At 43.0% G+C, this 22,673-nt stretch carries 21 protein-coding genes and 1 pseudogene; 17 read left to right on the top strand and 5 right to left on the bottom strand.

The annotated features are described in order from the left end of the window. The first annotated feature begins 77 nt into the window (after positions 1–77). Positions 78–1,637, top strand: coding sequence for an SAM-dependent methyltransferase (locus FPZ45_RS15150; protein WP_144703383.1), 1,560 nt, complete (start codon positions 78–80; stop codon positions 1,635–1,637). A 50-nt stretch (positions 1,638–1,687) separates the two neighbouring features. Here FPZ45_RS15150 and FPZ45_RS15155 read toward each other — a convergent pair whose 3' ends face one another. Further along, a complete protein-coding gene (locus FPZ45_RS15155) occupies positions 1,688–2,341 on the bottom strand; it encodes an N-acyl homoserine lactonase family protein (protein ID WP_144703386.1) in 654 nt (217 codons plus the stop codon). A 163-nt stretch (positions 2,342–2,504) separates the two neighbouring features. On the opposite strand from FPZ45_RS15155, the gene FPZ45_RS15160 reads away from it, so the two are divergent. Further along, complete coding sequence (locus FPZ45_RS15160) at positions 2,505–3,101, top strand: hypothetical protein (protein WP_144703389.1); 597 nt, start codon at positions 2,505–2,507, stop codon at positions 3,099–3,101. Between the two features lie 236 nt (positions 3,102–3,337). After that, positions 3,338–4,303, top strand: a complete 966-nt coding sequence (locus FPZ45_RS15165) for a stalk domain-containing protein (RefSeq protein ID WP_144703392.1) — start codon at positions 3,338–3,340, stop codon at positions 4,301–4,303. Positions 4,304–4,342: 39 nt separating this feature from the next. Here the strand turns inward: FPZ45_RS15165 and FPZ45_RS15170 are convergent, their stop codons facing one another. Beyond that, positions 4,343–5,932 carry a class I adenylate-forming enzyme family protein gene (locus tag FPZ45_RS15170; protein WP_222430781.1) on the bottom strand — a complete coding sequence of 530 codons (1,590 nt, stop codon included), beginning with the start codon at positions 5,930–5,932 and terminating at the stop codon, positions 4,343–4,345. Positions 5,933–6,255: 323 nt separating this feature from the next. Between FPZ45_RS15170 and FPZ45_RS15175 the strand changes: the two genes are divergently transcribed. From FPZ45_RS15175 to FPZ45_RS15215, 9 genes are all read left to right on the top strand, one after another. Further along, the gene (locus FPZ45_RS15175; protein ID WP_144703398.1) at positions 6,256–7,797 is read left to right on the top strand and encodes a hypothetical protein; all 1,542 of its coding nucleotides are present in this window, start codon (positions 6,256–6,258) and stop codon (positions 7,795–7,797) included. Between the two features lie 16 nt (positions 7,798–7,813). Then, positions 7,814–8,965 carry a dTDP-4-amino-4,6-dideoxygalactose transaminase gene (gene rffA, locus FPZ45_RS15180; RefSeq protein ID WP_144703401.1) on the top strand — a complete coding sequence of 384 codons (1,152 nt, stop codon included), beginning with the start codon at positions 7,814–7,816 and terminating at the stop codon, positions 8,963–8,965. Positions 8,966–8,981: 16 nt separating this feature from the next. Next, positions 8,982–9,719, top strand: coding sequence for a GNAT family N-acetyltransferase (locus FPZ45_RS15185; protein WP_144703404.1), 738 nt, complete (start codon positions 8,982–8,984; stop codon positions 9,717–9,719). Then, on the top strand, positions 9,716–10,510 hold the full coding sequence (locus FPZ45_RS15190; protein ID WP_144703407.1) for a glycosyltransferase family 2 protein: 795 nt from the start codon (positions 9,716–9,718) through the stop codon (positions 10,508–10,510). The genes FPZ45_RS15185 and FPZ45_RS15190 overlap by 4 nt, the downstream gene beginning before the upstream one ends. A gap of 181 nt (positions 10,511–10,691) precedes the next feature. Next, positions 10,692–11,369, top strand: coding sequence for a nicotinamide riboside transporter PnuC (gene pnuC, locus FPZ45_RS15195; RefSeq protein WP_144703410.1), 678 nt, complete (start codon positions 10,692–10,694; stop codon positions 11,367–11,369). Continuing rightward, on the top strand, positions 11,366–12,376 hold the full coding sequence (locus FPZ45_RS15200) for an AAA family ATPase (protein ID WP_144703413.1): 1,011 nt from the start codon (positions 11,366–11,368) through the stop codon (positions 12,374–12,376). Before pnuC ends, FPZ45_RS15200 begins: the two co-directional genes overlap by 4 nt. Positions 12,377–12,397: 21 nt before the next feature. Then, complete coding sequence (locus FPZ45_RS15205; protein WP_144703416.1) at positions 12,398–13,288, top strand: NUDIX hydrolase; 891 nt, start codon at positions 12,398–12,400, stop codon at positions 13,286–13,288. Between the two features lies 1 nt (position 13,289). Continuing rightward, positions 13,290–14,114: a TIGR02452 family protein gene (locus tag FPZ45_RS15210; RefSeq protein ID WP_144703419.1), complete on the top strand. Its 825-nt coding sequence runs from the start codon at positions 13,290–13,292 to the stop codon at positions 14,112–14,114. 350 nt (positions 14,115–14,464) lie between these two features. Continuing rightward, on the top strand, positions 14,465–15,832 hold the full coding sequence (locus FPZ45_RS15215) for an NAD(P)/FAD-dependent oxidoreductase (protein WP_144703422.1): 1,368 nt from the start codon (positions 14,465–14,467) through the stop codon (positions 15,830–15,832). 54 nt (positions 15,833–15,886) lie between these two features. Here the strand turns inward: FPZ45_RS15215 and FPZ45_RS15220 are convergent, their stop codons facing one another. Both FPZ45_RS15220 and FPZ45_RS15225 read right to left on the bottom strand, forming a co-directional pair. Next, positions 15,887–16,126 carry a hypothetical protein gene (locus tag FPZ45_RS15220; RefSeq protein WP_144703425.1) on the bottom strand — a complete coding sequence of 80 codons (240 nt, stop codon included), beginning with the start codon at positions 16,124–16,126 and terminating at the stop codon, positions 15,887–15,889. Between the two features lie 264 nt (positions 16,127–16,390). Beyond that, positions 16,391–16,522: pseudogene (locus FPZ45_RS15225) on the bottom strand (AraC family transcriptional regulator); the annotation flags it as partial. Between the two features lie 239 nt (positions 16,523–16,761). On the opposite strand from FPZ45_RS15225, the gene FPZ45_RS15230 reads away from it, so the two are divergent. Genes FPZ45_RS15230 through FPZ45_RS15240 form a run of 3 tightly spaced genes read left to right on the top strand, consistent with a single transcriptional unit; the run spans position 16,762 to position 20,569 of the window. Further along, positions 16,762–18,252 (top strand): spore germination protein, encoded by a 1,491-nt coding sequence (locus FPZ45_RS15230; RefSeq protein WP_144703428.1) that lies wholly within the window; start codon positions 16,762–16,764, stop codon positions 18,250–18,252. Positions 18,253–18,257: 5 nt separating this feature from the next. Beyond that, the gene (locus tag FPZ45_RS15235; RefSeq protein WP_144703430.1) at positions 18,258–19,448 is read left to right on the top strand and encodes a Ger(x)C family spore germination protein; all 1,191 of its coding nucleotides are present in this window, start codon (positions 18,258–18,260) and stop codon (positions 19,446–19,448) included. Between the two features lie 17 nt (positions 19,449–19,465). After that, the gene (locus FPZ45_RS15240) at positions 19,466–20,569 is read left to right on the top strand and encodes a GerAB/ArcD/ProY family transporter (protein ID WP_186438412.1); all 1,104 of its coding nucleotides are present in this window, start codon (positions 19,466–19,468) and stop codon (positions 20,567–20,569) included. A 243-nt stretch (positions 20,570–20,812) separates the two neighbouring features. On the opposite strand, the gene FPZ45_RS15250 is transcribed toward FPZ45_RS15240, so the two are convergent. After that, entirely contained in the window at positions 20,813–21,049 is a 237-nt protein-coding gene (locus FPZ45_RS15250; protein ID WP_144703440.1) for a ribbon-helix-helix domain-containing protein, read from the bottom strand. 213 nt (positions 21,050–21,262) lie between these two features. Between FPZ45_RS15250 and FPZ45_RS15255 the strand changes: the two genes are divergently transcribed. Together FPZ45_RS15255 and FPZ45_RS15260 are read left to right on the top strand one after the other, a co-directional pair. Next, positions 21,263–21,787, top strand: coding sequence for a thioredoxin domain-containing protein (locus FPZ45_RS15255; protein WP_144703443.1), 525 nt, complete (start codon positions 21,263–21,265; stop codon positions 21,785–21,787). Between the two features lies 1 nt (position 21,788). Continuing rightward, entirely contained in the window at positions 21,789–22,628 is an 840-nt protein-coding gene (locus FPZ45_RS15260; protein WP_144703446.1) for a transporter substrate-binding domain-containing protein, read from the top strand. Positions 22,629–22,673 lie beyond the last annotated feature (45 nt).

The following is a 22,673-nucleotide window of genomic DNA, read 5'->3' on the forward strand; positions in this document are numbered from 1 at the left end:
TAATGATCGTAAGAAAGGTTTTTAATGAAATCAGATCATAGGTATCTCATAACTTTCAGAGGGCTGGTTAAGCTGTAATGACATTTAATAACAAACAACGCTACCGCTTTAGTGAAGCGCCTATATGGAATATTCAGCGGAAGTACTATGAAGAAGAAGGAACGAAAGCTTGGAAAAATGACCAAGTTCCTCAATATATAACGAGTAATCCGATGATCGCAACTTCATATGCCGAAATGATATTCGGGTTTCTTCAAGACCGGGCGAATATGGAATATAGTTCGGAACCTGTTACGATTGTGGAGCTTGGAGCAGGAGCGGGACGTCTTGCTTTCCATGTGTTATATGAGTTGTGCCAGTTAAGAGACTATGCTGGAACTTCATTACCTTCGTTCCGTTATATTATGACGGATTTGGCGATAAACAATGTTCGAGCCTGGAGGCAGCATCCTGCTCTCCAATCTTTTATTGCCGAAGGATTACTCGATTTTGCGCAATTTGATGCTGTTCATGATACGGTTCTGAACCTTGTCGTATCAGGCACAACGATTAATGAGGGAGATTTAAAACAACCGTTAATAATTGTTGCCAACTACTTTTTCGATAGCATTCCACAAGAGTTGATTTATGTAGGTGATGGTCGAATTTATGAAGCTGATGTTTTTGTCGAATATCCCGAACATCATGGTTTACTTAAACCATCAGATTTGTTAGACCAAATCTCTTTGCATTATGAGCATCGGCAGGCACCCGAGTATGAACAAGAAACCTATCCATACCGTGATGTCATTGCAATCTATCAGGAACAACTAGAAGATTCGCATATTTTGTTTCCTGTCGCTGGAATCACTTGTTTGGAGCGTTTGAATCGGCTATCTCAGGCGGCGGGATTCCTACTCATAACGGCAGACAAGGGAGACCATTTGCTTGATAACTGGAAATTCGCGGAACCGCCAGAGTTGATCCTGCACGGAAGTTTTTCTTTAACGGCAAACTACCATGCGATTCAGCATGTTTTTGAACGAAGAGGAGCCATGGCGTTATTTCCCCCGCATCATTATAAAAATATAAATGTGGGCTGTATTCTCAATGTGGATAAACCGATGGATTATTTCAATACAAGATTAGCTTATCGCCGATGTATTAAACGCTTTGGTCCGGATGAGTTTTTCAGTTTGAAGATAGGGGTAGATCGCAATCTAGATAACATGGGACTACAACAAATCTTGAGTTTTTGGCGCTTGGGCGGATATGATGCGGAATTTTTCATTCAAAGTACGAAGCGGATCTCTAGTCTGTTGCCGGATGCAAACGATGAAGAAAGGCAGGATATTTTGACAGGCATACAGCTTATGTGGTCCTCGCACTACGTAATGGAGCAACGCTATGACTTGGCGCTGGATGCTGGTTTAATATTGTTTGAGTCGGAAATGTACGAGGACTCCAAGCGTTTTTTGGAAATTTCAATGCATCAAGAACAAGGTGAGATCGTATCGACCGTATTTTATTGTCTGGCTATTTGTTGTTTCGAGTTAGAGTTAGACGAAGATGCTCTGGGATACGTGCGGAAATTATTAGAACTCGAGCCTGATCATGAAGAGGCATTGGCATTGTTAAACCAATTTGAGTTGGATTAGTCAAGTTCAATAAGTGTCAGCTCAGAAATGTTCCTCATTTTCTTGTAACCTCAAAAACTTGCTTCTTTGACGAGCGGGTCGTGATTGGCAATAACCGCTATGCAATCTTCTCTTTGGGAAAATTCACAAATCCATTGCAAGGTTTGGAAAGCCATTTCGTCATCGCTTGTATAACCGGGCAGAATCATTTCACTCCAAGATATCCTAGAATAGGCGGCATCGGAGGCGAGCAGTACCCAACCGTCCTGAACGCGCACCAGAACGGAAATCAACCCATCCGTATGGCCGGGAGTCAAGATGAGGTAAATGCTACCATCCCCGTACAAATCTTTCCCCAGTTTTAGGGGACCGAATGGAATCGGCTTTAGTGGAAAGGGGTGAATCGTGATCCCCTGGCATCTGGCCCTTTGATGTCCTTTTGCCCCATTCCATTCGAGCTCGCTAACAATAAAAGATTGCGCCCCTTCAAGATGATGAATACCACTGATATGATCGACATCCATGTGACTAATCAAAACATACCTGAGCTGATGAACCGGTTTGTTCTTTGCTTCTAATTGTTCTCGAATAGATTGTCCCGGGGGCAAAAGAGGATGGCAAATCCGATATGCGTAGGGTCCAATGGCCGTCTCTGGATCGGAACGAACCGCTTCGCTCCAACCTGTATCAATGAGAATATCCCCCTTGGGACTGATTCTAATTATGTTAGATTAATTTAATGATGTTAGAATACAAAAATGTGGAATACTTGTCAAGTTAAAGGTATAATTTTCAACTAGAAGTTCGAATATTCGACAAAACCTTTGAAGGACTGCGCTTATTCGGAATTCCCTGAAAATTTAATATAACGTAACGGTGGGGATAAGTTTGTTAAAGTTTAAACTAACTGATGGAAAAATGTTATTTGTCGACGGTTATGCAATTGCTGGTGGAGCTACTGGAGAGGTGACGGAAACATCCGAGTTAAAGGCTTTGGAAAAATCCCGTCATAAGAATTCTTTCTACATTGAGTTCAGTCAGATAAAGTCTATTCATAATATGGAAGAAAGCAATTCATCCGATATTACGATTTTTACTGTGGCTGATGAGAAAATAGAGTTTGAAATTGACTCAGCGCAGGAAGCACAACGATTTCTGTCTGAAACAGAAAGCTTGTTTAGGGAGAAAGGGTTTATGACAGAGAAGGAGGCAATGCCTACAAAAAGAGCAGTAATGAGCCCGCTAAAATATATGCTTGTGATGGCAGTATTATGTGGAATTATCACTTACGTAGTTTATGGATTTGAAAGTGGCACTTTATCATCTGTACGCGTACCATGGTGGATGGCCATTTTTTTATGGTTAGGAGAGGCCGTCGGCTCTTTTTGGGTACTCATTTGCTCAATCCTACTAGTATCAATTGGAGTTATTTGGCTTTTTAGAAGGATTGCAAACCCACCAATCGAAACTGTTATTCGCAAATAGATCTATACTTGGGTTGTACCCACTTAAAAGGCTTATTCCACTTATTGAAGATGGATTGAGCCTTTTTTGCATGTTACTAACCGAGCCGCTTGTGGAACAAGTATTGCAGATGTTGCCAACATTTAGGGGATTATGGTATGTTTGGGGTGCAAATTGTACTATTGAATGATTAAGTAGGCCAGGTCTTTGGTATTATTTAGCACGCTAATAGACAGAAATGTGGGAGGATTTATGAAATGCTAAAAAAAATAACGATTTTTGTTCTGGTATTATTACTTGCAGTACCTTATAGTCATTCCTTCGCTTTGAATGATAAAAGTACAATGATATTTGCCGATGGCAAAAGGGTAGTATTTAATATAGAACCGATAACAGAAAAAGGTATTGTATACGTTGAAGTAAAACCTTTGATGAAAGCTTTGGGAGCAACCCTATCGTACGATTCAAAAACAAAGAATTGGATTGGGAAAAACGATAAGTATACTTTTAGTTTTAAATCCGACAGTGATCAAATCATTATTAATGGAAAGAAAGATACAATAAATATGCCTAAAATAGTAGGTGGGTCAACGTTTATTCCAGTACGCATGGTAAAGAAACTAGGTCATGGCGTTACAACATATTATAACAGGATTATTATAGGACCATTTTATAAAACAGTTCACGATGATCTTTTGGACGTGAGCTGGGAAATGACGACTCAAGAAGTTAAAACTGTAAAAAAAGAAAAAATAGTTTCTGAAGTCAAGGACGGCAATGAAACGACAATCATTTATCAACAAAAAATCGGAATATTTGATTTTCCAGGAAAAGCAGCTTACGTTTTCATTAATAATAAATTAGAAAGTATTAGAGTTACTATTGATGATACTAGCTTCAATACTAATTATAAGGCGTATCTCGACTTTAACATTGAATATGGTGAACTTTATGGTTGGGCATATGATTACTTAAAATGGAATGATGAAATCACCAAAAAAGCATATTTTAAAGTATATGGTAATGACATTGAAGGTATGATTAGTGCAGCGATTACTGCAAGAGATCTTAAACTTTTTGAGTATCATGATTATCATGATACCCAGGTATCATTCAGCTTCTCGAATGTTGGGTCGATATATAAACCTCATTATATTACGCTGGTCCTTTTAAGCAGAAAAGATGTAGAATGGAGAGCTGTCGAGCAAGTGGACACCCCTTAAGTTGTATATAAGAGCTCCCTTATGGGGGCTCTTGGTTTTTTATGCTTTTATAATATACAGATCTTTATATATATTCCTCAATTCATGTTTTTGAATCTTTCCACTCGCTGTCATTGGGAATTCGTTCATAAAGACAACTTTTTTAGGCACTTTAAAACCGGCTAATCGTTCTTTGCAAAAATCAATTAACTCATTTTCCTGAACGGATTCTCCATCTTTTATTTTTGCGAATATAGTCACGGCTTCGCTCCAACGTTCATGAGGTAAACCAACAGCAGCACATTCAGCTACCTTCGCATGGCTTCTAACAACTAATTCGACTTCTACCGAAGCTACATTTTCACCTCCGGTTTTAATGATGTCTTTCTTGCGATCAACAAACCAAACCACATTTTCTTCATCAATATAACCACTATCACCTGAATGGAACCATCCATATTTAAATGCGCTTTCAGTTGCCTCAGGATCTTTGAAATAACAGGTCATCGATTGAGGGCCGCGGTATACTAATTCTCCAAGCTCTCCAGGGGGCAATATATTTCCATCGTCATCCATTGCTTTAGCGGTTTGGGCTACAACAGGCTCCCCCCACGCACTGCTTTTTGAAATCGCATGTTCGGGACGCTGTGCTGTATTCGGTGGCGTAAACTCCGTTTGTCCTGATATCAGTATAATAGTAGCATTATTAAATATACTTTTAACCTGTTGATGTCTTGCTAACGGTAAAGTCGCAATTGCGCATACACATAGTCTCATGGAAGAAAAATCTTTTGCGGAAAGACCAGGTTGGTCTGAAATTTCAAGCCACATCGGGGCAGAAAGCATCGTCCAAGTCGTCCTGTATTCTTCCATCGTATTCAATATCTTCGATGCATTATATCGTCTGATCAATACATTTGTCCCGCCTACCAAAATGTTTGGCAGAAGAATGCAGGTTAGTCCCCCTACATGGAATAAGGGCAACATAACGATGGAGGAATCATTATGATCCAATTTATATTGCAAAGCTGTGCTCATTGCAGAAAAGTAAATAGCAAGATGGCTTGTCTCTACTCCCTTTGGTTTTGAAGTGGTTCCAGAGGTGTACATTAATTGGAGAGTATCTCTATCTTCAATAATCACTTCAATTTCTGTATCATCCCCGGACTCCAGATGTGAAAAAGGGAGAATGTTCTTTCCGCTTAACATAAACTCTTCATCGGCTTCTGTCATGAAGAGATCTTGTAAGGAAGGAACTTCATCGATTAAAATCTCCACCTTATCCTTCGAGCTTTGCGTGAAAACAAGAACTTTGGTTTCAGATTGGTTTAACTGATAAGCAAGGTCGTCAAACGCCAGCTTTATATTCAGAGGCATGACGACTAAACCGCATTTTGCACATGCAAAATAAGTGATGACGAATTCATTCGTATTTTCACACAGGAGTGCTACAACATCGCCCTTTTGGTAGCCCCTTTGAAGAAGGGAACGAGCGACCTGATTTACTTTTTCATTTAATTCCTTATATGTTAAAGTGACATCCTCATCAACTAAAGCAACTTTATTGGGGAAACGTTGGGAAGTTCTTGTGAGCATATCTCCTACGCTGACTCTTTGAATAAGGTTTCTTTCCAAATGACTATTTACCATTAAAACATTCTCCATTCTCGACATTAGAAATGATCTGACTTCAAGGTCTCCGAACATTCGAATTCCAACAAGACCATTCTACCAAAGATTTGAAGATTATTCTCCCGATTATTCTCAATTAAAATACCTTTAAATGTAAATTTGTTATATGACATTACCATGACATCAAAAACTATCAATTAAGGAAAAATCATAATATAATCTATTAAGTCATTTAAATTACAATTAAAAGAAATTTAGTTCAGATGCGGATTAAGAATTTAGCTCTGAGATGAAATGGATTCTAGAGAAGGAATACGCTCAACAGGGTGGATGTGGCAGATATGAAAAAGATCCCGGACTGGTTATATATATGCGGATTGTCATTTATATTAATAGGCATTACTTTTATTATACAGGGCCATATTGGCATTAATTTAGCGGATGAAGGCTATCTCTGGTACGGTGCCATTCAAACATCAAGTGGAGAAATTCCATTAATGGATTTTCAGTCCTATGATCCTGGCAGATACTATTGGGTAGCCTTCTGGTTTATGATATTCGGTAACACCAGTATACTTACGCTTAGAATTGCCGTACTTTTATTTCTACTGATCGGACTGATAAGTGCCTTGCTTGCAGTAAGGCGCGTGACTAAATCATGGGGCTACTTATTGATCGTAGGAGCTCTCTTGATACTATGGGTATACCCTAGGCATAAAATGTTCGATATCAGCATCAGCATGATTGCGATATATATGGTTATTCTCTTATTGGAGAAACCTAAAATTGTGCGATACATATATAGTGGAATCATTATTGGTCTTGCTGCTTTCTTTGGTAGTAATCACGGCTTGTATCTACTTATCTCCTATGCTATTGCTTCTGTGTACATCTTCTTCAAAATAGACCGAACGAACATCATAAAGAAAATCGGTTGTTTAGGAATCGGCATCTTCATCGGGTATTCTCCGAGGCTTCTTATGTTTATTTTTATCCCCGGCTCTTTCAAGAACTATATTGATTCAATCATCTGGCTGTTCCGATCAGGGAATACCAATCTTCCTCTTCCTATTCCTTGGCCATGGAGAGTAGACTTTACCAACCTTCCCGTTATGAACATCGTCAGCGAACTCATTGTGGGCTGCTTGTTTGTTCTAGTATTCCTATTTCCTGTAGGATGGGCGATCCATAGCTTTAGATCAAAAAAAACAAACTTATATCTTGTCGCATCAGTATCTGTAGGCATTCCCTATATACATGTTGCTTTTTCGCGTGCAGATTTAGGGCACTTAGCTCAAGGAATTTTCCCGCTGCTGCTGGGAGCTTGTTTTTGGGCTTTAGAATATTTTAGACGAAGCAAGGTTAAATCCATCGTTTTTTTAACCGTCATGTTGATCGTCTCATCCTTGTCCATAGGCAGGGTTCAACCCTTGTATCAACAAATGCAGGCACCTCCGAATACGTTTGTGAGGTTCACGCTAACAAATAATGAATTATGGATAGATAAGTCTAGCGCTGACTTTATTCGAACCGTACAGGATATCAAGAATCAATATCTCAAAGAAGGGCAAAATCTCTTTATTGCTCCTCATACGCCTACGTTGTACCCCATACTGAATCTGAAAGCACCCTTGTGGGATATTTATTTACTGTTTCCTGAAACTGAAGATAGGCAACGTCAACAGATTCAAGAACTAAAGCAGAACAACGTAACTTTGGTTATTCTCGGAGATATCGCTTTGGATGGAAGGGATGATCTGCGTTTTCGAAATACGCACAAGATTCTATGGGAATACCTGAATAACAATTATGAGGTAATAGCTGTAGAAGCGATGCCCCCGAATTATACAGTACTGCGCCTTTTAGATACGTCAACGAGATGAACGGAGATGCAGTGAAATGATTCCTTTTAATAAACCCCTGATTACAGGGAAGGAAGAATTTTATATTCGTAAAGTGATGGAAACTGGGAAAATGGCAGGCGATGGCCCTTTGACCCAACAATGCAGTAGATGGTTTGAAGATACGTTAGCTTGTGACAGAGCGCTTTTAACCACATCTTGCACACATGCGCTAGAGCTAGCTGCCATCTTGCTTAATATTGCAGAAGGGGATGAAATAATCATTCCCTCCTTCACGTTTGTCTCTACAGCCAATGCCTTTATTCTCCGTGGTGCTAAACTCGTATTCGTAGATATTCGTCCAGATACGATGAATATTAATGAGATGCTAATAGAAAGAGCCATTACGCATAAAACGAAGGCGATTGTTGCCGTACACTATGCAGGTGTCTCCTGTGAGATGGACATCATTATGGGGCTCGCTCATCGATATAATCTGGTTGTTATCGAAGATGCAGCCCATGCATTAATGGGCAAGTATCAGGACAAATATTTAGGTACAATTGGCCATTTTGGGTGTTTCAGTTTTCATGAAACGAAAAATTATCAATGTGGCGAAGGCGGAGCATTGATTATCAATGACAAAAGATTTATAGAAAGAGCAGAGATCATTAGGGAAAAAGGAACCAATCGCACAAAGTATTTGCAAGGGGAAATCGAAAAATATACATGGATCGACATCGGTTCTTCTTATTTATTAAGCGAATTGAATGTTGCATTCTTATATCCTCAATTGTTAATGGCTGATCTAATTAATGCAGACAGGTTAACAAGTTGGCAAACTTACTATGATGCATTAGAAGAGTTACTGATTGACGATAAACTGGAATTGCCAGTTATTACGAATAACGCTAAACATAACGGACATATTTTTTACATCAAAGTTAGAAATCAAACCGTCCGCAACGGATTAATGTCTTATTTAAAACATTACGGGGTAGCGACTGCAGTGCACTATGCTCCCTTGCATAGTTCCGACATGGGAAAAAGATATGGACTCTTTCATGGCACGGATATCCATACAACTAGCGAAAGTGAAAAAATCTTGAGGCTTCCTATGTATTTTGGCCAGCAACAAGAAGATATTCATTATACGGCGAATTTGATTAAACAATATTTTGTAGATGATATAGTACATAAAGGAAGATAAGCTAAGGAGCCATGCAATGATAAAGATAGATGCATATTGGGAAGAACGGAATTTCGATAAAAAGGTGCTGGAAATCAAAATAGATGCAAACGATTCAGCGGATTGTTTGTTGGCTCTTGAGGATGATTATGCAACCTATGATTATATCGTGGCTAAAGTACCTAAGCTTAGACTAGATCTCGTGCATGGTCTTGAGGAAGTTGGGTTCAGATTTATGGAGTCGCAAATAGAAATGACTTTGAATCTAACGAAGTTCATAGAACCATCCCGATTCTCGAAAGTGATTTCGGAGCCCATTCAATTCCAAACGATAGATGCCATGGAGCAGTTGAAAGATTTGCTGTCCAAAATCGACGAGGATCTTTTTGTTACCGATAGAGTGTCGCTTGATCCGGCATTAGGTAGTGGCTTAGCGCTCAAACGTTATAAAAATTGGATCAGGGATGGATTTCTCAGCGGAAATGCGATCATCGTAGAGGCGACATTAAAGTCGAATAAGATCGGGTTCTATTTTTTTCTTAAAGGGAAAGATAAAACCATCCATGCGGTACTAGCCAGCCTATATAAAGATTATAGAAGAAGAGCGATTGGAGTGCGCTATATGAAGGAAATTCTCACCTGGTCGGCCAAGGAAGGATATACTAAAATGAATTTAATGGTCTCTTCTAACAACCTGGAAGCATTAAGAGCGTACTCATCTATCGGTTTTGAAATGAAGGAGATCTACTACATATTAAGAAGAGTGACACGATGACATACGGGAAAGAGAATAAAGAAGCGAAGCCCGCTGAATTATCTATAGTGATCCCCGTGTATAACTCACAGATCAGCATTGAGATCGTGGTAACATCGCTGCTTCGCTTATACAATCATTTATTTTCATTAGAGATCATTCTAGTAAACGATGGCAGCAAAGATGATAGCCGCCGAGTATGCGAGAACCTAGGGGACCAGTACACGAATGTTATTGTTCTTCATCACGAGACGAATAGGGGTCAACAGCTTGCATTAATGACCGGGCTTAAACATTGCAGGGGCGATCTTGTTGTTCTAATGGATGATGATATGCAAAATCCGCCCAGCGAGGTTATTAAGCTAATTAATAAGATTAACGAGGGTTACGATGTGGTCATGGGTCAAAGGATGATTAATAATCAATCCTGGATTAGACAGCTTGCATCTCGCCTGAATCATTTTATTGTGTTCATGAGCACGAACCGGAGGATATCGTTTAGTAACTTTGTAATCATGAGAAGAGCGATCGTGACGATGATTATTCAGAATCAATCGCCAAAACCCGTTATTCTAGGGCCACTGTTAAAAAGTAAAGCTAGCATGGCAAACACCTTAACTGAGCATCACCAGAGGAAGCACGGAAAATCAAACTATAATTTAATGAAACTATTGAATTACTGGATAAAGGCAGTACCTTATTACATGTCCCCGAGGGTAAAGTATTCAATATTACTGATGAGTATTATCTTAGTAGTGGGACTAACTGCCGGTGTTTATTTTATTATGGTACCAGGACACATTCGTCCTTGACGAATGTGTCTTTTTGTTTCAATTAAGCTATCGCGGAGAATCGTGCTGTGGTAGAAATTGCTTGAAATCCGGTGGTACTTCTGTTATTTTGATAGTAACAATATGTAAGTATCAAAATGTTACTAAGTTAAATTTGAGTTTGCGCTCCGAGAATGATCGGAGAAAGCGGAGGGGTTGCAACATGAAGAAGTATACGGGCAGTTGGAACTTGTTCGAAATCGCCTGGCTAGTTTTGTTTACCTTGATTGCTGTAGGGTTTACGGTTCTTTCCAAGGATTCTTTTTTCGGGTTCACGGTCTTTATCACCGGGGTGTTATGCGTGGTGCTCGCGGCGAAGGGGAAGCTGATGAGTTATGTTTTTGGCATGTATAATACCGTCGGGTACGCCTATTTGGCTTATATAAACGGTTTGTTTGGAGAAGTCATGCTGAATTTGCTCTTCTTTGTGCCTATGAATATCGTCGGCTTTTACTTGTGGAAAAACAACCTTCAAGGCGGCAAGCTGTCCATGCGCCAGATGGAGCTTAGGGGAATGTTTCTCGTGGGGGTTATCTGTATAGCAGGCTCCCTGCTGCTGGGGTTTGGCTTATCGTTCATTCCGGAGCAGAACTCGCCCTACATCGATGCCATAACGACGGTGTTATCCATCGTGGCCACTATTTTGATGGTGAGAAGGTTTAAGGAACAATGGCTCGTCTATATTGTGCTGAATATGTTCACGGTGCTGCTATGGGTGATCCGGACGCTGGATGGCAGCGGCGAAGGTCTTCTGATGATCGTCATGTGGAGCGCGTATCTGGTTAACGCGGCATACGGCTACTATAACTGGAACAAAGGGGTTAAGGAGGCATTGGCATGAAGACGTTGGGATTAACGTTGGGGAAGTTCGCCCCGCTGCATAAAGGGCATCAGTTCATGATCGAGACGGCACTGCAGGAAGTCGACGAATTGATCGTGGTGATTTATGAGACGACGGTCACCCCGATTCCGCTCCATATCCGGGCCAACTGGATTCGCAAGCTCTATCCCTCTGTTCGGGTAATCGAAGCCTGGGATGGTCCGGATGGGTACTCGGACGACCGGGAGCATGAGATCCGGGAAGAGCAGTACATTCTAGGGTTGCTGAAGGGTGAACAAGTGAGTCACTTTTACTCTAGCGAGTTTTATGGCAGGCATATGAGCGTCGCTTTAGGCGCGGTGGACCGGCGGGTGGATGAAGCTCGCCAGCATGTACCGGTATCGGCCACAATGGTCCGTTCCGATCCTTACAAATATCGGGATTTTGTTAGTGAAATCGTGTACAGGGATTTAATCACGAAAGTGGTTTTTGTGGGAGCGATGTCGACCGGGAAATCAACGATTACCGAAGCATTAGCCCAGCAGTACCGGACAACTTATGCAAGCGAGTACGGGCGGGATTATTGGACCGAGCATCAGGTGGACCGCAGAATCGGCTTCGATGCCTTTGATGAAATCGCCGTGGGCCATATCGAGAGGGAAGAGCGGGCAATGCTTAAAGCAAACCGGTATCTCTTTGTCGATACCAATGCGATTACCACTTATATGTTTGCCTTGGATTATCACGGACGTGCTCCGGAACTCCTAACCCGGATCGCCCTGGAAAACGCGCAGCGGTATGATTTGTTTTTCCTTTGCGACGACGATATTCCTTACGACGATACATGGGATCGCAGTGGGGATCAGAAGCGGCATATCTTTCATAAGCAAATCATCGCGGATTTGAAGGAGCGACGAATTCCCTTTATCACTCTAAGGGGAACATTGGAGGAGCGTATGCGCAAGGTAGACGAAGTGTTGGCGAAATTTGAGCCTTATAGCAACTATTTCGGAGAGCGGAACGATTAAAGAACCAGGGAGGCGAAGCCGTTGGATTTGTTGGACCGCAACGGACTTACGGAACGTGAATTTTTGGAGCAGTACCGGGCAGGTGATTACGAGCGGCCTTCGGTAGCGGCGGACATGGTTATTTTCACCGTCACGAACTTAGAGGCGGACAGCTACCGCAAACTCCCCGAAAAAGAGCTGCGAATTCTGCTTATTCGCAGAGGGGGGCATCCCTTCCTGGGAAAATGGGCGCTGCCGGGCGGCTTCGTCCGACCGGAAGAGTCCGCGGAGCAGACTGCGGCGAGAGAGCTTCGTGAGGAAACCGGGGTTAATGACGTTTACTTGGAGCAGTTGTACACCTTCAGCGATATTGGACGGGATCCCCGTACATGGGTGATGAGCTGCAGCTATATGGCCTTGGTCGACAGCGGCCGGTTTCAGTTAAAGGCGGGAGACGATGCCGACGATGCCGCCTGGTTCAAGGTAAGCTATCGGCTACTGCGGGAGCAAAAGGAATTGATCGGCGAAGGATATGTTAAAACATTGACATTCGAGCTCAAGCTCAGCACCGAAAGAGAGGAGCTTAATGCGGTTGTAAATCGGATTGTCACGGCAAAACCGACCTCGAGGTCAACCGTCTATTCTATCGTGGCGAATGACGGGTTGGCTTTCGATCATGCAAAAATGGTTGCCTGCGCGATCGAACGGCTGCGGAAAAAAACGAATGATACCGATATTGCCCTGCACTTGATGCCGAAGCTTTTTACCTTGACAGAACTGCAGCAAGTGTACGAAGTGATATTGGACAAAGAGCTGCTGAAGGCTGCCTTCCGGCGCAAGGTGGCCGATCTCGTGGCGGAGACCGATCACTACACGGAGAATGCGGGACACCGGCCTTCTCGTTTATATCGAAGAAATTGGGAGGAAACTTGAAATGAACCGAAAAGAAATAGCAGAAGAAACTTTACTGTTACAGCGGCAAGGCTTTTATAAATATGAGGGGCACCGGGTAGAATTCGCCGAGCTGCAAAAGCATTCGGAGGAAAACAGCGGACTGATAACGCCGGAACACGGGCAGGCGCTCGTGCGAGAAAGTGCCGGTTTGCTTCGGCGGTCGCAAGCTGCCGTTTATTCTGTCGTCAATGAAGCTACGGTGAAGGCGATTTTGGATTTTGCGGAGGCAGGGAAGGAACGGGTCGGTGTACTCAACTTTGCCAGCGCCAAAAATCCGGGGGGCGGTTTCTTAAACGGTGCGATGGCTCAGGAGGAAAGCCTTGCAGCATCCAGCGGATTATACGAAACGCAGTTGCGCAATGAAGGCTACTATAAGGCGAATCGGGCTTGCCAATCGATGATGTATACGGATTACGCCATCTATTCACCGGATGTGGTATTTTTTCGCAACGAGAAGTTTGAACTTATCAAGCGGCCGGTGACCGCTTCGGTACTGACGCTGCCCGCCGTGAATTATGGGCAGGTTCAACTTAAAGGAGAAGACTCCCAGAAGGCGGAACGCGTGATGAAAGACCGAATGCGTCTGGCCCTGGCGATATTTGCTCATATGAACAATGACAACCTTATCTTGGGAGCTTATGGCTGCGGGGTATTCCGGAACGATCCTGTGAAGGTGGCCGGGTGGTGGCGGGAGCTTTTGGAAGACGAAGATCTGGGATCGCTGTTTTCGGAAATTAGGTTTGCTGTATTGGATACTTCCAAAGACAAAAATTGCATAAATGCTTTTGAGAAGGAGTTCAAATAAAAGGTCGGGCGAGATGAGCTCAGATATTCATTCTCCGCGCGCAGCCTAAGAAGTTCGTCTTCCACACTTTGTTCTCTAGTTCGGGGTCTCCCCTTCAAGGCATCCAACGTCTCCTCGAAAGGAAAGACGCGATCGATGACGGGTTTGATCCGATGGTTGTCCAACACCCGGTTAACGGCTTGAAAGTGAGCGCGGCTACCGAGAGCAATTCTTCGAAGAGTAAACACGTTTGAAGCAAGGGCACTGATCGGGAGAGTGGTCACATCGTTCGCCAACCAACCTCTTACATTGAAACAAGCGGATAGGAAAATAGGAATGGATGAAAACGATGGAAGTGCGGAGGTAATAACTTGAGATATGAATTTGTGATTATCGGTGCGGGAGTAGCGGGTATTTTTGCTGCGCTTGAGTTAAAGAAGAAGGGGCGCAACGTATTCATTATCGACAAAGGCAAATTGCTGAAAGATCGAGATTGTCCTTCCGATCAGAACAAGGAGTGTAACTGCGATACTTGCGACAAGTACGTGGGCTTCGGAGGCTTGGGTTTATCGGAAGGAAAGTTTAACTATACAAACGATTTCGGAGGAGATCTTGAGCGTAAAGTCGGATATGAACGGGCGCTAGAGCTGATGAACGAAGTGGATGACGTGTTAACTGCTCACGGCGGAAACCGGGCGCAGATTTACAGCACCTATGACTCGGAGTTGACTGCTCGAGCACAGGAAGTGGGCTTCGGAATTTTATCAACAAGAACGCGTCATCTTGGGACGGATCTGTCTCGGATGATTTTGCGAGAATTTTATGAAGAACTAAAGCTAGGAACTGACTTCTGCTTCCAAATGGAGGTTCGAGCGATGATCCCGCAAGCGGCGGGAGGCTTCGAGTTGATCTTGGAGAATGGAGAGGTTGTCCAAGCGGATACGATTCTCCTCGCGACCGGTCGTAGCGGTAACGAGTGGCTCGCGCGGCAATGCGATATTCTTGGCATCGAACGGGGAGAAACGCGGATTGATCTCGGGCTGCGAATCGAAATGCGAGGCGACCAGCTAAATTCGATTCTTAGTCGATCTGTGGAAACTAAATTGCATTATGAAGGTAACGGATATTCGGCGACAACATATTGCATGAACCCGCGGGGACGGGTGATCCTCAAGAAACAGGAAAGACTCGCGATGCCGGACGGACAAAATTACCGGGAGCAAAAGGACGGAGGGACTTCGAATTTGAACTTCACTTTATTCGTACCGTCCTTTTTCCCATCGCTGGCAGAAGCGGACCGCTACCTTCACGACGTTGTCGGTAAAATTAATCGTGGACGTTCTCGTATTGCAGCGCAGCGACTTCGGGATCTTCAAGGGGTCCGAAGTTCCAATAACCTAGTATCGGATCGAGAGTCTAGCACCGTCATTCCAACTCTCGAAGCGGAGTTTACGGACCTGAGGTCAGAAGTGCCTGAGTTATACGTTCGTGCGACGCTCGAATTTTTGGACGCCTTAGAGAGGTTGATTCGCGAACCAATCGACAAGGAGACGATATTATACGCGATTGATGGCAAGCTGTACTCGCCGGGCATCAAGACTGATGAACGATTCGAGACCCAGATTCCTCGAATGTTTGCAATAGGAGACTGCTCCGGCACGACCCATTCTCTGTCACAGACAGCGGCAAGCGGCCTCTATGTCGGAAGATTGTTGTCAACAGAACCTCGACTAGATTAGGTTCAAGACCATATGTGACGGCGAAAAACTTCTTTTCCTCTAAATAATCCCGCTTTATTTTGCGGTAAACCGGAACGTTTTGACGACTTTTGGAACGTTGTCGTTCACCATACGCTTTATTAGTCTAATCTGTTTGCCGTATTTTCGATAATCATAGTCGTTGCCGGTTTTATTGAGAAACTCGTAAGGAAGCTCTTCCGGCGTCAAATAGGCAAAAGTGTTCCCGTTGCGGCTGGCAAGCATCACATAAGGAGAATCTTTGTAGCCTTTTTTGCGCCATTGTTGCAAGGTCATCCGGAAGACGTATATACCGAGAACCTCTTGATATACTTTCCCTTTGTACTTAAAACGGAAAAGTAGGGCACACCGCGCATCTCCGGGATGATTTGTCCTTTTTACGACGATATAAGGTTTCCACCATCTCGGAAGTTTAAGCGAGAAACTGTATTTTGGGTCAGCGTACATCCAGAAACGATCGACGATAACCACCTCCTCAAACTAATCAAGGCTGGACGATTATCATCAGGATATTCACTTTTATTTGCTAGTGATTGTGCGTTAGCTGAACCGCTTGATATCACTCACCGGAGAGAAGCCGAACAGGCGCGCATATTCCCGGCTGAATTGGGAAGGGCTCTCATAGCCTACCTCGAACGCGATATCTGCCACATGGGTAGATTCGGTTAACAGGCAGGCCTACCAGTCTGACGGCTGCATCGAGGAGAGCATGATTCATTTTGCCTACGAATAGCCCTCTGTGATATCTATTTCAATTGCGTGAAGAACTGGAAGCGAACAAGGACATTAGCTTCCGAACTGATTTTGTATCCTAGCCACGAAATCGAAAGCGGCGTTCAGCATGTCGCTGTATTAAAATGCTAGCCGGGTGGAAATAACTGAATCGTATAGCTGTCGAAGGAGGCTCAGCGTTGTCGGATCATATTCAATCACATTCTGAGAGTCCCTTATTTACAAATAGCGAGTCTGATGTTTTTGTCCAACAACTGGTAAATGAAATTGGGAATCCACCCGACTTAAAATACCTTGCGTTAGAGCTGCGCCCAGGTATTCTAGGGAGTTATTTATTCATCGAGACGTTAGTGGACAAAAATAAAATCGAAGATAACGTTCTTAAATTTTTATCGGAAAGTCGATTACTCGACGTATCAGAGAGCGTGTCGGATCTAATGGAAACGTTGAAGAGCAGAATCCCTGTTGCCTCGATTTCAAAGGTCTTCGATTTGATCTCCTGCGCGCAAGGGCTTCTGAAGGGAATGTGCCTGCTCGTCATTCCCGGGGCTGATCATGTGCTTATGCTGGATGTAGCAAAATCTCATCATCGTACGGTAACGGAGCCCAAAACGGAAACGACTGTACAGGGGCCGAACGAGGCATTTAATGAAGACCTATTAACCAGCATCGGCCTGATACGCCAAAGAATCCTCACTGCAGACTTGCGATTCGAGCAAATGAAGATCGGTAAATCCACCGAAACGAAAGTGTGGATTTGCTACATTCAAGATCTCGCGTCGGACGAAATCCTTAATGAGTTCCGCATCAGGATTCGTTCAATAAAGGCGGATAGCATATTGGACAGTACCTATGTAGAAGAGTGGATCCAAGATAAAACATTCACGCCTTTTCCGACACTTATGAAAACAGAGCGGCCCGATGTTCTGGCTTCTCACCTGTTGGAAGGACGTGTTGCGGTAGTGGTGGATGGCACCCCGTTCACGCTGATCGGCCCCGTCACTTTTATGCAGTTTTTTACTTCGCCGGAAGACTATTATCAACGAGCGGACATCGCCACTTTTTTGCTCTGGATCCGATTTCTTGCCTATTTATTCGCCGTATTCGTCCCTTCCCTCTACATTGCCGCTTCCTTATATCATCATTCCCTGCTCCCTCCCACGCTTCTTGTCAGTCTATCGGCTCAGAGGGAAGGGGTGCCTTTCCCCTCCTATGTGGAGGCTTTTTTGATGATGGTGCTTTTTGAAATGCTGCGCGAAGCTGGCCTCCGTATGCCGCGGATTTCCGGTCAAGCGATCGCGATCGTCGGGGCGCTTGTACTGGGGGAAGCGGCGGTTCAGGCCGGGCTCGTGTCGGCGGCGACGGTTATCGTGGTAGCCGTTACCGCAATCGCGAATTTTGTCACTCCTTTCTACAACTTTGGGATCTCGCAGAGATTTTTGCAATATGCGTACATGATATTGGCCGGATTTATGGGAATGTTCGGCATATTATGCGGCGTTCTGTTTACCGTCATCCATCTCGCCTCTATCAAATCGTTCGGTGTTCCTTATCTGGCCCCGATAGCGCCGACATTTCTGTCCGATTGGAAGGATGTTATCCTACGCGTACCGCGGCCATGGATGAAAACGTTGCCCCGCATGAACAAACCAAAACGCAAGAAAAGGTGACAAGCATGAAGGGACAACCAATTATCCAACATGGCAAGCGGTTCCTTATCGTAATAATATTCATCTTAAGTTTCGGTTTGACAGGTTGCTGGGATTTGGTGGAAGTCAATCGGCTCGCCATCGTCAACTTTGTCGGTTTGGACAGAAACCCTGTCGACGGGAAGTTTACCGTTTACTATCAAGTCATTAATCCAACAGGGGTAGCAGCGCAAAAAACGTCAGGCATCAAATCCCCCATTTACACGTATCGGATCGAAGCAAACACATCAACCGACATTGCCAACAAAATATTCGACATCATTCCAAGGCAGCCTTTCTTCGATCATTATTCGGCGATGATTGTGTCCGAGAGGACTGCGAGAGCAGGCATGAAGGAAATTCTAGAATTCATGGAGAAACAACGGGACAGGCGCGCTACGGTCACCCTGTTCGTAACCGATGATCCGCTCTCGGATATCATGAAAACCTATATTCCATTGGAACGATTACCCGGTCACGCCGTTGGCTCTATCAATGAAAGCGAATCAATGCAATCCGGTCGCGCAGGTAAACAGTCGCGGGTTAAAGATTTAGTCGAAAATATGGAAAGCGCCGCTTTTACCGTCCTGCCCTTTGTCCGTGTATCCGGCAAAGTGATGCCAAATACCGACCGATATGAAGAAATCGATGCCAATCAGGGGAATATCGTCCTGCAAGGTGGCGCCGTTTTCAAGCAGGATCGGATGGTAGGAGAATTAACTTTGGATGAAATGCCCTGGTTCTATTTGTTAAACGGGAAGATCGGAGTTTTCAATCAATCGCTCATCTTAGATAAGGCACATGTCGGTGTCCAGGCGACAAGAACTTCGGTCCGTAAACAACTGACCATGAGTTCCGGAAGACCCATTCTGAAAATCAATATCGAATCGAAGCTCCAAATTGTCGAAAATACGCAAGGTGAGAAATTAACCGTACAAAATTTGGCCAAAATCAAAAAGCAGTACAACCGGCAAATTTCGGATAAAGCCTACGAGTTCTATGAGAAAGCGAAGCGAAACCAATGGGATCTGCTCGGAATCGAGCAACAGATCATGCTTAAACGAGGAAAGCAGTGGAAGGATGCGAAAAAGGACAAGGAAATATGGCACCAAACGAAGCTTGATCTCACCGTAAAATGTACAGTCGATATGGTCGGCATTACAATCGATCCGTACTAAAGAGAAGAGGAACTAGCGTGGAAAACGCACGCATAAGCGGGTGGCAGTTTTTTTTATTGTCGCTGAATTTTATAGTAGGCACTGCTTTTTTTGTCCGGCCTGGAAGCATTATTGCCGTTTCCAAACAAGACGGCTGGATCGTTCCCTTAATCGCGGGAATATTTGCGGTGTTGATCGCCTGTTTGTGGTTGACACTGGCGAGTAGAAATCCGGGATTAAGCATCGTGCAGATATGCACGAAGGTAGCCGGGAAATATTTCGGGGGATTCATTGCGCTTCTTTATATTTGGTTTTTCATCCAACTCGCTGGTTGGGTCACCCGTAATCTTGGCGATTTCATGAAGACCATCCTTATGCCTCGTACGCCGATCTCCGTGTTTCACCTTATGTTTTTAATCGTTGTTTGTTATGCCGTGATCAAAGGCGTAGAGACGATAGCAAGAACGATCGAGTTTTTAGCCCCTTTGGTCGTATTGATTGTCGTTGTTATTTACTTGTTCACCCTATCTGAATGGAAATGGGAACGTTTCGAGCCCATGTTTCAGGTAAGTACTTGGCAGTTGATAAAAGATTCGCTCCCCGTGATCGGTTTTCCTTATATGGAGGCTGTCACGCTTATGATGCTCGTTCCCTATGTCAAAAGCAGAGTCAAAACAGGGCTGCTGCTTGGTATCACAGTGGCGACATTGCTGATAAGCGGTATCGTCTTTGTGACGATCGGCGTGCTAGGCGTGACACGTACTTCCCATTTTGCGTACCCGCTATATATCATCGTGCAGGAGCTTCAAATTGCGGAATTCATCGAACATGTGGAATCGACGATCGTGATCGTCTGGTTGATTTGGATTTTCATTAAACTTTGCATTTCGTATCATTGCGCGGTCACAGGAATTTGTCAGCTATTTCGGGTAAGTGATCGAACATGGATCGCGATCCCGCTAGTACTATTCATCTCCGGAATCGCGATTTTGACTCACGAGAATATCGTAGACAATATAGCGGTGGACACACGATACATTTTTCAATATACGAGTCTATATGGAATCGTACTCCCCGTTCTGCTTCTTTTCCTGACGTGGATTCGTCGATTTCGCAAGGGAGAGAGTGGAGGTTCGGCGTGAGCGGATTTATCATTTGTTTTCTTATCGGACTAGGGGGCAGTCTCGTCTATTTGTTGCGAAGAAAAAAATCAGTAAAAGAAATAAGTCTTTTCGTAACTTTCTCGCTGCTCGGTTTTATCGTTTGGCTGAGTATATTTCTTGGGTACAAGGTCAGTCCGGATCGATTTTTCGGGTGGATAATCGACAGCATAGGATTGTAGGTGACCATTAAGGCTATTGAATCTTAGAGACCTCGAACAAAATTTATTGAGAATAGAAGGACTCAAGAATGTTACGAATAACCTCCGAACGAGATCGTTTATTGTCTGTGCAATGATCGTCGATTTTTTTCCACATTTCCTCTGTTAGGGTTAAAGATACTTTTTTCGTCACACCGAAACCCTTTCTTCCTGAACCTTCTCGAAGACCACCTCTCGAAAAGACAAATCCTAACTGACCTTCTTTATTAGAGACACCAACTTTAATCTTATTATTGTTCAATTTACTACGCCCCATAATTTGATTTAGGTAACCTTATTCAAAAATGCTTCATACTCATCTTATCATGTCGCTGGCAGGTTTAAAATATTTTCAAACCTATATTTGAGAGATAACTCATATTTTGTCGAATTTTACAAACTTATAGTGTACAATTCCTATCAAAATAGTGTAGTATTAAAATACTCACATCATACAAACAAAAAGGTGGTCACGATGGCAAAAATTAAAAATGACTATTTAGTAATTGGTGATATAAATGCACCGGTGAAAATTGAAGTGTTTCTAAATTATGCTTGTCCGTATTGCGCAACATTCTATGAATTAGTAGACAACACGCTTCCGCAATATTTTGAACAAAACAAAGTTGCTCTAGTCGTAAAACATTATGATAAACCGCGCGAAATGCTATTACCTGGAACATTGATTAATGCTAACTTAGATTATTCAAATCCGGAAAGAACATTAGAAATCATAAGTGAATTATTTAAAAATCAAGCAACATGGGATAAATATTCAAACCATGAAATTAAAAAGTACATTGAAGAAAAGTACGATTTAAAAGAAGAATTTTCAAACATTGATCGCAGCTTATTAATTACAGCAGAGGCAATTGAACGTGGCGTAACAATGGTACCAACTGTATTCATTAATGAAATTGAGTTCCAATACCCGCGTGAAATTTTTGCAGATGAATTAGTAGAGGTTATAGAAAAAGAATTAGAAAAGGCAGGGGTTTAATTTGAGAAACTTTAAAAAATTATCGGTTCTATTAGTAATGAGTACATTAATTCTTATTTTAGCGGCATGCGGTGATAAAAAAGAAAATGTAGGATCACCTGAAGCTTCTGGCAATTCTAAGGCGAAAAAAGACGTATTAGTTGTTGGTTCATCCGGAATATATCCACCATTCATCTCAGTAGATAAGGATGGCAAAGCGCAAGGCTATGACGTAGATGTATTAGAATTAGTTGGAGAAGCATTAGGTTATAAAATTAAATGGGAGTTTGCGGAGTTCTCGGGTATTTTCGGCATGTTAGATACAGGTAAAATTGACACGGTAGCAAACTTAATTGCGATGACAGATGCACGCCGTGAAAAATACGATTTCTCTACACCGTATGCCTATTCTGGGGCAACATTAGTCGTTCGTGAAGACAATACTAGCATTAATAGCATTGAAGATCTAAAAGGTAAAAAAGTTGGCGTACTTTTAGGCAACAATTTACACACATTTTTAGAGAATTGGAATAAAGAGAACGGTAATGAAATCATTATTACTCCATACCAAGATGTAAGTGGTACATATAATGAAGTCGCATTAGGTCGCTTAGATGCATTCATTGATGTAAAAATTACAGCAGCTTCTCGAATTCGCAATGAAGGTTTACCATTAAAACTTTATGGTGAAGACTACTTAATTAATTTTGACTATGGCTTCCCATTCGTACGCTCTGATGAAAATAAAGAGTTTTTAGAAGCATTTAGCGTAGAAATTCAAAAGTTACAAGATAGCGGTAAGCTCAAAGAGCTTTCAGACAAGTGGAGTGCCATTGATGTAACGATTCCACACAAAAAATAATAATGATTTGAGGGCTGTTCAGAGGAAACTCTGTGCGGCCTTCAC

The organism is Cohnella terricola, assembly GCF_007786475.1.
Taxonomy (GTDB): Bacteria; Bacillota; Bacilli; order Paenibacillales; family Paenibacillaceae; genus Cohnella; species Cohnella terricola.